The sequence below is a fragment of the Zoogloea ramigera genome, assembly GCF_006539865.1.
Lineage (GTDB): Bacteria > Pseudomonadota > Gammaproteobacteria > Burkholderiales > Rhodocyclaceae > Zoogloea > Zoogloea ramigera.
Genome location: NZ_BJNV01000103.1, coordinates 1 through 11,234, shown reverse-complemented (window position 1 = coordinate 11,234; position 11,234 = coordinate 1). Strand labels below are relative to the sequence as shown.

The following is an 11,234-nucleotide window of genomic DNA, read 5'->3' as shown; positions in this document are numbered from 1 at the left end:
CAACCCGGTTTTCTGGCTGGAAACGGAAAAGGGGGCCGCAGCCCCCTTGTCTTGCCTGCAGAACCCCGCGCTTACTGGTTCTTGAACTCGGCCTTGCGCTTTTCGACGAAGGCGGCCATGCCTTCCTTCTGGTCGTCGAGGGCGAAGCTGGAGTGGAAGACGCGGCGCTCGAAGAGCAGGCCTTCGTTGAGGCCGGATTCGAAGCTGCGGTTGATGGATTCCTTGATCATCAGCACGACCGGCAGCGAGTAGCTGGCGATGGTGGCGGCGGCGGTGAGGGCTTCGTCGAGCAGCTTGTCGGCGGGCACCACGCGGGCCACCAGGCCGGCGCGCTCGGCTTCGACGGCGTCCATCATGCGGCCGGTGAGGCACAGGTCCATGGCCTTGGCCTTGCTCACGGCGCGGGGCAGGCGCTGGGTGCCGCCGGCGCCGGGGAGGGTGCCGAGCTTGATCTCGGGCTGGCCGAACTTGGCGGTGTCGGCGGCGAAGATCATGTCGCAGCTCATCGCCATCTCGCAGCCGCCGCCCAGCGCAAAGCCGGCCACCGCGGCGATCACCGGCTTGCGGAAGGTCTTGAGACGCTCCCAGTTGCGGGTGATGTAGTCGCCCTTGTAGGCGTCCATGTAGCTGAATTTGGCCATTGCGCCGATGTCGGCGCCGGCGGCGAAGGCCTTCTCGGAGCCGGTGATGACGACGCAGCCGATGTTCTCGTCGGCCTCGAAGCCGTTCAGCGCGACGCCCAGCTCATCGACGAGGGCGTCGTTGAGGGCATTGAGGGCCTTGGGGCGGTTGAGGGTGATGAGGCCGACCTTGCCGCGGGTCTCGACGATGATGTTCTGGTAATCCATGTGTCCTCCGTTCTTGTTTAAATGGCGCCGGCGGCTTTTAGGGCTTCGATGGCGGCGGGGCTGAAGCCCCACTCGGCCAGGGCGCCTTCGTCCGTCACTCCCGGGACAGGAGCGACCGGACGGGCCGGGGTGCTGCGGCTGAATCGCGGCGCGGGGGCCGGCTGGGTGACGCCGCCCACCTCGATAAACGTGCCGCGGGCCTGATTGTGCGGGTGTTTGGGCGCTTCGTCCATGTCCAGAACGGGTGCCACGCAGGCGTCGCTACCCGCAAAGAGTTCGCACCATTCGTCCCGCGGGCGGGTGGCGAGGTGGGCGGCGACGCGGGCCTTGAGCTCGGGCCAGCGGGCGCGGTCCCACTGCTGGGCGAAGTCGGGGTCGGTGATGCCGGCCGTGTGCAGGAAGAGGGCGTAGAACTGGGGCTCGATGGGGCCGATGGAAACGTACTTGCCGTCGGCGCAGCGGTAGGTGTCGTAGAAGTGGGCGCCGCCGTCGAGGAGGTTGCTGCCGCGCTGCTGGCTCCACTGGCCCATGGCCTTGAGGGTGTACATCATGGTCATCAGCAGGGCCGAGCCGTCGGTCATCGCGGCGTCCACCACCTGGCCGCGGCCGGAGCTGCGCGCTTCGAGCAGCGCGGCCAGCACGCCCACCACCAGCAGCATCGCGCCGCCGCCGCAGTCGGCCACCAGGTTGAGGGGCACCACCGGCTTGCCGCCGGGCTCGCCGATGGCGTGCAGCGCACCCGATAGCGACAGGTAGTTGATGTCGTGGCCGGCGGTGGACGCCAGCGGCCCGGTCTGGCCCCAGCCGGTCATGCGGCCATAGACGAGGCGCGGGTTGGCGGCCAGGCATTCGTCGGGCCCGAGGCCGAGGCGCTCCATCACGCCGGGGCGGTAGCCTTCGATGAGGCCATCGGCCGCGGCGATCAGCTGGCGCGCGGCGGCGAGGCCTTCGGGCTTCTTGAGGTCGAGGGTGACGACGCGGCGGTTGCGGTTGAGGATGTCGATCGCCGGATCAAAAAGCTCGGACGCCGGCTTGGCGCCCGGCGCCAGCTTGCGCTCGATGCGCACCACCTCGGCGCCCAGGTCGGCGAGGATCATGGCCCCCATCGGGGCGGGGCCGAGGGCGGCGAATTCGATGATCTTGATGCCGTGAAGCGGACCCATGCTGTCTCCTGCCTTTTGATTTTTATGCTGGGGGATGAAGGCTGTCGCAGGCGTGGCGGGCGGCCCGAGGTCGAGCCCCCGGGCCGCGCAGCAGCCTGATGGGCCCTTTACTCGGCGGCGATCGCGCGGCCGATGACGAGCCGCTGGATGTCGTTGGCGCCTTCGTAGATCTGGCACACGCGCACGTCGCGGGCGATGCGCTCGACCGGCGATTCGTCGGTGTAGCCGCAGCCGCCGTGGATCTGGATGGCGTCGGAGCAGACCTTCTCGGCCACTTCGGAGGCGAACATCTTGGCCATCGAGGCTTCCTTCAGGCAGGGCTTGCCGGCGTCCTTGAGCTGGGCGGCGCGCCACACCATCAGGCGGGCGGCGTCGAGCTGGGTGGCCATGTCGGCGAGGCGGAAGTTGACTGCCTGGTGCTCGATGATCGGCACGCCGAAGGTCTGGCGGTCCTTGGCGTAGCGCACCGCGGCTTCGAAGGCGGAGCGGGCCATGCCGACGGCCTGGGAGGCGATGCCGATGCGGCCGGCTTCGAGGTTGGAGAGGGCGATCTTGTAGCCTTCGCCTTCCTTGCCGAGCAGCGCGGTGGCGGGCACGCGGCAGTTGTCGAAGACGATCTGGCAGGTGTCGGAGGCGTGCTGGCCCATCTTGCGCTCAACGCGGGCGACGCTGTAGCCGGGGGTGGCGGTGGGCACCAGGAAGCAGGAGATGCCCTTCTTGCCGGCGGCCTTGTCGGTGACCGCGAAGACGATGGCCATCTGGGCGTACTTGCCGGTGGTGATGTAGTGCTTGACGCCGTTGAGCACGAAGCTGTCACCGTCGCGGTCGGCGCGGGTGGTGATGGCCGAGGCATCCGAGCCGGTGTGGGGCTCGGTGAGGCAGAAGCAGCCGAGCTTCTCGCCGCGGGCCAGCGGCTTCAGCCATTCCTCTTTCTGGGCGTCGGTGCCGTACTTGTTGATGATGCCGCAGGGCAGGGAGTTCTGCACCGAGACGATGGTGGAGGTGGCGCCGTCGCCGGCGGCGATCTCCTCGAGGGTCAGCACCAGGCTCATGTAGTCCATGCCGGCGCCGCCCCATTCTTCGGGCACGCACATGCCGAGGGCGCCGAGCTCGCCGAGCTCCTTGAGGGCCTGGGCCGGGAAGGTGTGGTCACGGTCCCATTCGGCGGCGAAGGGGGCGAGGCGCTCCTGCGCGAAGGCGCGCATGGAGTCGCGGATCATTTCCTGTTCTTGGGTGAGGATCATGTTTTGTCTCCTGAGTGTAGGGGTGGCCGCGGGGCGATGGGGCGGCGTGTGGGTGTCGGTGTCGGGTTACGCTGCGCTAACCCCGAGCTACGCGGTTGGCAAAGTGATGGCTTACTTTGCCAATGTAACGGCCGCCCTTGCCAATCGGCGCGTGCCTAACCGTAGGTCGGGTTAGCCCGCAGGGCGTAACCCGACATCAAAGAGCTGCAAGCCCTCAGAGCATCTCGACCGCCAGCGCGGTGGCTTCGCCGCCGCCGATGCACAGGCTGGCCACGCCGCGCTTGCCGCCGGTTTTGCGCAGGGCGCCAAGCAGGGTGACGATGATGCGGGCACCGGAGGCGCCGATGGGGTGGCCCAGGGCGCAGGCGCCGCCGTGGATGTTCACCTTGGCCGGGTCGAGCTTCAGGTCGTGGATGGCGGCCATCGTGACGACGGCGAAGGCTTCGTTGATCTCCCACAGGTCCACATCGGCGGTGGTCCAGCCGGCCTTGGCGAGCAGCTTCTGCATGGCGCCGACCGGGGCGGTGGCGAACAGGTTGGGCTGGTGGGCGTGGGTGCTGTGGCCGACGATCTTCGCGATCGGCGTGAGGCCCTTGGCGGCGGCGGTGGAGGCGCGCATCAGCACCAGCGCGGCGGCGCCGTCGGAGATGGAGCTGGAGTTGGCCGGGGTCACGGTGCCGTCCTTGCGGAAGGCGGGCTTGAGGGTCGGGATCTTGTCGAGGTTGGCCTTGGGCGGCTGCTCGTCGCTGGCGATGGTCACGTCGCCCTTGCGGCCGGCCACGGTGACGGGGGCGATCTCCCACTCGAAGGAGCCGTCCTTGATGGCGGCCTGGGCGCGGGTCAGCGAGGCGACCGCGTAGGCGTCCTGCTGCTCGCGGGTGAAACCGTAGAGGCCGGCGCAATCTTCGGCGAAGGTGCCCATCAGGCGGCCCTTCTCGTAGGCATCTTCAAGGCCGTCGAGGAACATGTGGTCCATCACTTGGCCGTGACCGAGGCGGTAGCCGCCGCGGGCCTTGGGCAGCAGGTAGGGCGCGTTGGACATGGACTCCATGCCGCCGGCGATCATCACCTCGTTGGTGCCTGCCAGCAGCAGGTCGTTGGCGAGCATGGTGGCCTTCATGCCGGAGCCGCACATCTTGTTGACGGTGGTGCAGCCGGCCGACAGGGCCAGGCCGCCGCCGAGGGCCGCCTGGCGGGCGGGAGCCTGGCCCTGGCCGGCGGGCAGCACGCAGCCGAAGATCACCTCCTCGACGCTGTCGGCGGCGATGCCGGCGCGCTCGACGGCGGCCTTGATGGCGACGGCGCCGAGCTGCGCGGCGGTGAGGGCGTTGAAGTCACCCTGGAAGCCGCCCATCGGGGTGCGGGCGGCGGAGGCGATGACGATCGGGTCGTTGGTGCTCATGGATGGTGCCTTTCTGAATTCATGCAGGTCGGGCGGGAGCCCGACGTCGATATTTCGATGGGTGAACCGGCGTGTGGCGGGCTGAGGCCCGGCTTACTTGGCGGCCATGCGGATGGCGCCATCCAGGCGGATCACTTCGCCGTTCAGGTAGCTGTTGCGGCAGATGTGCTCGACCAGCGCCGCGAACTCGGCCGGTTTGCCCATGCGCGAGGGGAAGGGCACCATCTTGCCGAGGGCGTCCTGCACGTCGGCGGGCATGCCGAGGAGCATCGGGGTTTCCATGATGCCCGGAGCGATGGTCATCACGCGGATGCCGCTGCGGCACAGCTCGCGGGCGATCGGCAGGGTCATCGCCACCACGCCGCCCTTCGAGGCCGCGTAGCCGGCCTGGCCGAGCTGGCCGTCGAAGGCCGCCACCGAGGCGGTGCTGACGATCACGCCACGCTCGCCGCCGGCGTCGGGCTCGTTCTTGCACAGGATCTCGGCGGCGAGGCGGATCATGTTGAAGCTGCCGACGAGGTTGATGTTGATCGTGCGCGCGAAGGACTCGAGCTTGTGGGCGCCGTCGCGGCCGACCACCTTCTCGGCCGGGGCGATGCCGGCGCAGTTGACGAGGCCGCCCAGCACGCCCATCTCGAGGGCCGCGGCGAAGGCGCCCTTGGCGCTCTCCTCGTTGGTCACGTCGGTGGCGACGAAGCGGGCGGCAGCGCCCAGCTCGGCGGCCACGGCCTCGCCGGCTTCCTTGTTCACGTCGGCCAGCACGGCCTTGCCGCCCGCGGCGACGATCATCCGCGCGGTGGCCGCGCCCAGGCCGGAACCGCCGCCGGTCACCACGAATACCTTGTTGTTGATCTCCATGAAGCTCTCCTCGTTTCTGTGGGTGATGGGCGCGCACGGCGCGCGCGATGTGGCCCGCAGTCTAGGGGCAAGGCGGGCCGGCCTCCATGCCATAAACGATCAATGTGAATGGTAGAATTTGCCATATTGCGGCGCCGCAAAGCCTGGCCACAAAGCGTGCTCCAGAGGGCTATGGCGGGCGTCCGCTCCACTCCGGTTGCTGACCACTCCCCCGCCATGGCTCCGACCCGCGAACGCAGCTCCGACAAAGGCACCATCGCCATCGGCTTCGTCCAGGAGGCGCTGGTGGATGTCACCCGCCGCGGGCTCGATGCCCACGCCCTGCTGGCGGCCGCCGGCATCTCGCCGGAGCTCCTCAACGCGCCCCAGGCGCGGGTCTCGTCGGCCCACTACGGCCGCCTGTGGCACCTGATCGCCGAGGCCACCGACGACGAGTTCTTCGGGATGGACAGCCACCCCATGAAGGCCGGCAGCTTCACCCTGTTGTGTCACAGCGTGATCCACTGTGACAGCCTCGAGCGCGCCCTGCGGCGGGCGCTGCGCTTCTTCCGGCTGATCCTCGACGACATGGCCGGCGAGCTCGTGCGCGACGGCGACACCGCCCGGCTGGTGGTGGTCGACCCGCACCCGGGGCCGCGGCGGGCGTTTGCCTACGGCACCTTCCTGATCATGCTCCACGGCCTCGCCTGCTGGCTGATCGGGCGGCGCATCCCGCTCGCGCAGGCGGTGTTCCGCTGCCCCGAGCCGGATTTCAGCGCCGAGTGGCGGGTGCTCTTCTCGCCCGACCTGGTGTTCGACGCGGCGCAAACCGAGATCCGCTTCCCGGCCGAATACCTCGACATGGCCAACGTGCAGAACGAGCGCACCATGAAGGTCTTCCTGCGCAGCGCGCCGGCCAACTTCCTGGTCAAGTACCGCAACAGCGAAGGGCTGGTGGCGCGCATCCGGCGCCAGCTGCGCCACATCCCGCCCGACACCTGGCCCGATTTCGAGACCCTGGCCCAGCAGCTCCACAGCTCGGTGTCCACGCTGCGCCGGCACCTGCTCGAAGAGGGGCAGTCCTACCAGTCGATCAAGGACGACCTGCGCCGCGACCTGGCGATCAGCCAGCTGTGCCACTCCGACAAGTCGGTGCTCGACATCGCCCTCGAGCTCGGCTTTGCCGAGGCCAGCGCCTTCCACCGCGCCTTCAAGAAATGGACGGGCACACGGCCCGGCGAATACCGGCGCGCCCTCGCCGGGCAGTAGGCCGGCAGCACTGGGGAGTCTCGCGATGAACAACGGCCACACCCCCGGAACACCACGCACTTCCCGCCGCGCGCTGCGCCTGCCGCTGCACATCCACATCGCCACGCTGTTCTTCCTGCTGGTGCTGGCCACCGGGGCGAGCATCGCCTGGATGTCGTATACGCGGAGCGTGCGCATGCTGGAAGACGCCGCCGAGCGCATGACCGAGCGCGCCGCCGCCCAGACCCTCGGCGAGATCGAGGCGCTGCTCTACCCGGCTGGCACCGCGGTGCGCCTGGCCGCCCTCGAACGCCTCACCAGCGCCACCACGCTGGCCGAGCGCCGCCGCAGCCTGCCCTTCCTGCAGCGGGCGCTGCTGGCCTCGCCGGCGGTGTCGTCAATCTACGCCGGCTACGGTGACGGCGACTTCTTTCTGCTCTTCCGCATCGTCGACGACGAAGCCCGCCGGGTGCTCGCCGCGCCGCCGGGGGCCCACTGGATGGTGCAGAGCATCGAGCGGGGCGAGGCCCGCTTCATCCACCTGGACGCCGGCCTGAAGGTGCTGCGGGACGACCCGCGGCCCGACTTTGCTGCAGGCTACGACCCCCGCAAGCGCGGCTGGTATCAGGCAGCGATGACCGAGGCCGGGCTCATCTACACCGCGCCCTACGTCTTCGCCACCACCGCCAAGGCCGGCGTCACCGTGGCCCAGCGCAGCGAGGACGGGCGGGCGGTGGTCGGGGCCGACATCCGGCTGGCCTCGCTGGGCGCCACGCTGCAGCGGCTGCGCATCACGCCGGCGTCCCAGCTCGTGCTGCTCGACGAGGACGACCGGGTGGTGGCTGCCAGCGAAGAGGGCTGGCTGAAGCCGGCGGCGCCCGGCGCGGCGCCCGAGGCCCAGGCCATCGACACCCTCGGCGGGCCGCTGGCGGCGCTGGCATCCCAGGCCAGGCGCCCCGGCGGTGAGCCGGGCAGCCCGGGCCTGATCGCCTTCAGCGTTGACGGGCGCGACTGGCGCGGCGCGCTGCTGACCCTGCGGATCAGCGGCGGGCCCCAGGCGCGGCTGGGCATCGTGGTGCCCGACGACGAACTGTTGACCGACGCCGTCACCATCCGCGATCGAGCCCTGCTGGCCACGCTGCTGGTGATGCTGGGCGCGGTGCCGCTCACCTACCTCGCCGCGCGGCTGGTGTCGAAGCCGATCCGCGAGCTGGCCGACGAGGCCGCGGCGATCCGCCGCTTCGACTTTGCCGCCGACGTCGAAACCCGCTCGGTGGTGCGCGAAGTCGACGACCTCGCCACCGACCTGGCCTCGATGAAGGCCTCGATCCGGCACTTCCTGGAGCTGTCCGAATCCCTCGCCGAGGAGTCCAGCTTCGACCGCCTGCTGCCCCGGCTGGTGGACGAGACGGTGGCGGTGAGCGGCGCCCGGGCCGGCGTGCTGTACCTGGCGGGCGACGAGGGCGCCAATCTGGAGGCCGCGACCCTGCGCAGCAGCGGCGGCGAAACCCTGGCCCCCGCGCTGGCCCCGCCGGGCGCCGCGATGGCCGGGCTGGTGGGCGAGGGCGCCCGCTCCGGTGGCGGTTGCCTGGATGCCGGCCAGGGCGCCGCGGCGGGCTGCGAGGCCTTGTTTGGCGCCCTCGGCCGGCCGGCGATGGCCTACCTGGCGCTGCCGCTCCTCGACCGCGAGCACGCCCGGGTCGGCCTGCTGGTGCTGTGGTTCGACGAGGCGCCGGGCAGTGATCTGGTGCACTTTGTGGAGGCCCTGTCGGGCACCGCGGCGCTGTCGGTGGAGACGCGGGCACTGATCCGCAACCAGAAGCGCCTGTTCGAATCCTTCCTGCAGCTGCTCGCCCACGCCATCGACGCCAAGAGCCGCTACACCGGCGGCCACTGCGCCCGCGTGCCGGTGCTCACCAAGATGCTGGCCCGGGCCGCCTGCGAAGCGACCAGCGGCCCCTTCCGCGATTTCGCCCTCGGCGACGACGGCTGGGAGACGCTCCACGTGGCGGCCTGGCTGCACGACTGCGGCAAGGTCACGACGCCGGAGTTCATCGTCGACAAGGCCACCAAGCTCGAGACCCTCTACGACCGCATCCACGAGATCAGGATGCGCTTCGAGGTGCTCAAGCGCGATGCGACGATCGCCTGCTGCGAGGCCATCATCGCGGGCGAAGCTCCCGCCGCAGCCCGCGCCCGGCTGGCCGACGAACTGGCCGCGCTGGATGCCGACTTTGCCTTCGTGGCGGCCTGCAACGCGGGCGGCGAGGCGATGGCGCCGGCCGACGTGGCGCGCCTGCAGCAGATCGCCGAGCGCCGCTGGCTGCGCACCCTCGACGACCGCCTCGGCGTATCGCCCGAAGAGCTGCGCCGCAAGGGCCCGGCGCAGCCCCTGCCGGTGGAGGAGGCGCTGCTCGCCGACAAGCCGGAGCATCTCTTCGAGCGCTCCGTGGAAGACCGCATCGCCCCCGACAACCCCTGGGGCCTGCGCATGGCGGCGCCGGCGCTGCTGTACAACCGGGGCGAGCTCGCCAACCTGGCGATCGCCCGCGGCACGCTCACTGCCGAAGACCGCTACCGCATCAACGAGCACATTGTTAACACCATCCGGATGCTGGCCGACCTGCCTTTTCCGCGGCACCTGCGGGCGGTGCCCGAGATCGCCGGCAGCCACCACGAGAAGATGGACGGCAGCGGCTACCCGCGGGGCCTGACCGGTGCCCAGATGAGCCCGCTGGCGCGGATGCTGGCGATCGCCGACATCTTCGAGGCCCTCACCGCCGTCGACCGGCCCTACAAGCAGGGCAAGCGCCTGTCGGAGGCGGTGGCGATCATGGCCTCGATGCGCGACGCCGGGCACATCGACCCGGCGCTGTTCGCGTTGTTTCTGGAGTCAGGCGTGTATCAGGATTACGCCCGGCGCTTCATGCAGCCGGCGTGCATCGACGAGGTGGATGTGGCCGCGCTGCTGCAGCCGGCGGCCTGACCGGGCTCAGCCGCCCAGGCTGGTGGCGGCGAGGGCGGCCAGCCAGCCGCCGGCCACCACGCCGGCCGGAAACAGCAGGCGGGTGCGGGTGGCGAAGGCCGGGCGCTCGACGCGGCGATGGAACTCGGCACCGGCCGCGATGCTCAGCGCCAGGGCCAGCAGCATGCCCAGGGCGTTGATCACCGGGTTGGCCGGGAAGAAACCGCTGACCGCCGCATTGACCAGCAGGCTGAGCGGAAAATGCACCAGGAAGACCGAATACGAGATCTGCGCCAGGCGGCTGACGGCGGCCGGTACGGGCAGCGTGTGGAGCAAACCGCTGCGGGCGGTGAAGGCCAGGAACAGCATCACCCCGGTGGCCACCGCAATGCGTTCGCGGAAATCAACGGCCAGCGCGGCGGCGACAGCCAGCGTCAGGAGGCCGAGCCACAGCGCCGGGCGCGGCAGGCGCAGGGCCCAGCTGCACAAAATCCCCAGCCCGAACGAGCCGAAGAAATACAGCGCGGTCTCGTCCCACCAGGCGTCGCGGTTGAAGCCGAACAGCGAGGCGAGGGTCATGCCGGCCACCAGCAGCACGGCGCCGACCCGCAGCACACCCGCCCGGGCCGGAAAGCGCGCGGCCAGCCGGTGCGGCAGCCACAGCAGCAGGACCGCCAGCGCGAAGAGCTGGAAGTCGATGGCCACGTACCACACGCCGGCGGAGAGGGCGTCCTGGTCGAGCAGGTCGTGGAGCAGCAGCACGTGGGCGAGGAGCTGGCCGAGGTCGGGCGGCTCGGAGATGGAGCGGTGCTCCATCCACACGCCGGCCACGGCCGAGCACGCAATGGCCAGCAGCAGCGCCGCCGAATAGGGCACCACGAGGCGGGTGTAGCGCTGGAACAGCAGCGCCAGCGGCGCGCCGAGGGCCGGGCTGGCCGGGGTGAAGCGGGTGGCGAACAGGAAGCCGGAGACCACCAGGAAAACCTGCACCGCCATGCGGCCGTAGTCGAACAGGAAGTCGATGATGCCGGGCATCAGCGGCCGCGCGATGTCGGCCATCGGGCCGTAGAAGGCCAGGTGATGCAGGACGATCAGCACGCAGGCGATGGCCTTGAGTGCATCGATGGCGGGCAGTCTGGCGGCGTCGTTGCGCATGATGCTTGCGCATCCTCCCAAAACAGGAATCGGTGCTCAACGACGGCCCGGTGATGCCGCGGCTGCGGATGCTGCGCTGCAGCAGTTGAGCGAAAGGGCGGCATTATAAGGGCTGAAGGGCCGAGGGGCGGAGCATTTGCTTGTAAGTGTGTGCTTCAGGCAACGGCCCCGACCCGGGTTGTTCTTGCGGCGCAGGCGGCGCGATGGCTGAGAAACCGGGCGTCCAGCCGCGTTCGTGCCGGGCTGGGTCGGCGACGTCAGCCCGGCCTGCCGCGGTGCTCTTGAGAAACATGCAATGTTTCTCCGTCCACGCCGAGGCCGGCTTGGCCTTGGAATGCTCTCAAGGAAACGCCGGGCCGCCCCAAGTTTCCT

General features: G+C 70.0%; 8 protein-coding genes. 2 read left to right on the top strand and 6 right to left on the bottom strand.

The window, feature by feature from the left end; translation table 11 throughout:
* Positions 1 to 71: 71 nt before the first annotated feature.
* The 5 genes from ZRA01_RS18810 to ZRA01_RS18790 form a co-directional block, all read right to left on the bottom strand.
* Positions 72 to 848, bottom strand: a complete 777-nt coding sequence (locus ZRA01_RS18810; RefSeq protein WP_141354915.1) for an enoyl-CoA hydratase — start codon at positions 846 to 848, stop codon at positions 72 to 74.
* Between the two features lie 17 nt (positions 849 to 865).
* Positions 866 to 2,011, bottom strand: coding sequence for a CaiB/BaiF CoA transferase family protein (locus tag ZRA01_RS18805; RefSeq protein ID WP_141354914.1), 1,146 nt, complete (start codon positions 2,009 to 2,011; stop codon positions 866 to 868).
* Between the two features lie 107 nt (positions 2,012 to 2,118).
* Positions 2,119 to 3,255: an acyl-CoA dehydrogenase family protein gene (locus ZRA01_RS18800; RefSeq protein ID WP_141354913.1), complete on the bottom strand. Its 1,137-nt coding sequence runs from the start codon at positions 3,253 to 3,255 to the stop codon at positions 2,119 to 2,121.
* 214 nt (positions 3,256 to 3,469) lie between these two features.
* Positions 3,470 to 4,657 carry an acetyl-CoA C-acetyltransferase gene (locus ZRA01_RS18795; RefSeq protein WP_141354912.1) on the bottom strand — a complete coding sequence of 396 codons (1,188 nt, stop codon included), beginning with the start codon at positions 4,655 to 4,657 and terminating at the stop codon, positions 3,470 to 3,472.
* 93 nt (positions 4,658 to 4,750) lie between these two features.
* On the bottom strand, positions 4,751 to 5,515 hold the full coding sequence (locus tag ZRA01_RS18790) for an SDR family NAD(P)-dependent oxidoreductase (protein ID WP_141354911.1): 765 nt from the start codon (positions 5,513 to 5,515) through the stop codon (positions 4,751 to 4,753).
* A gap of 216 nt (positions 5,516 to 5,731) precedes the next feature.
* On the opposite strand from ZRA01_RS18790, the gene ZRA01_RS18785 reads away from it, so the two are divergent.
* Both ZRA01_RS18785 and ZRA01_RS18780 read left to right on the top strand, forming a co-directional pair.
* Positions 5,732 to 6,763 (top strand): AraC family transcriptional regulator, encoded by a 1,032-nt coding sequence (locus ZRA01_RS18785; RefSeq protein WP_141354910.1) that lies wholly within the window; start codon positions 5,732 to 5,734, stop codon positions 6,761 to 6,763.
* 25 nt (positions 6,764 to 6,788) lie between these two features.
* Positions 6,789 to 9,728, top strand: coding sequence for an HD domain-containing phosphohydrolase (locus ZRA01_RS18780; protein WP_141354909.1), 2,940 nt, complete (start codon positions 6,789 to 6,791; stop codon positions 9,726 to 9,728).
* A gap of 6 nt (positions 9,729 to 9,734) precedes the next feature.
* On the opposite strand, the gene ZRA01_RS18775 is transcribed toward ZRA01_RS18780, so the two are convergent.
* Positions 9,735 to 10,862, bottom strand: coding sequence for an acyltransferase family protein (locus tag ZRA01_RS18775; protein ID WP_141354908.1), 1,128 nt, complete (start codon positions 10,860 to 10,862; stop codon positions 9,735 to 9,737).
* Positions 10,863 to 11,234 lie beyond the last annotated feature (372 nt).

Bases quoted from the DNA above. Each gene is read 5' to 3' on its own strand.
- ZRA01_RS18780 (WP_141354909.1), top strand. From the start codon at position 6,789: ATGAACAACGGCCACACCCCCGGAACACCACGCACTTCCCGCCGCGCG.
- ZRA01_RS18790 (WP_141354911.1), bottom strand. From the start codon at position 5,515: ATGGAGATCAACAACAAGGTATTCGTGGTGACCGGCGGCGGTTCCGGC.
- ZRA01_RS18800 (WP_141354913.1), bottom strand. From the start codon at position 3,255: ATGATCCTCACCCAAGAACAGGAAATGATCCGCGACTCCATGCGCGCC.
- ZRA01_RS18805 (WP_141354914.1), bottom strand. From the start codon at position 2,011: ATGGGTCCGCTTCACGGCATCAAGATCATCGAATTCGCCGCCCTCGGC.
- ZRA01_RS18795 (WP_141354912.1), bottom strand. From the start codon at position 4,657: ATGAGCACCAACGACCCGATCGTCATCGCCTCCGCCGCCCGCACCCCG.
- ZRA01_RS18775 (WP_141354908.1), bottom strand. From the start codon at position 10,862: ATGCGCAACGACGCCGCCAGACTGCCCGCCATCGATGCACTCAAGGCC.
- ZRA01_RS18785 (WP_141354910.1), top strand. From the start codon at position 5,732: ATGGCTCCGACCCGCGAACGCAGCTCCGACAAAGGCACCATCGCCATC.
- ZRA01_RS18810 (WP_141354915.1), bottom strand. From the start codon at position 848: ATGGATTACCAGAACATCATCGTCGAGACCCGCGGCAAGGTCGGCCTC.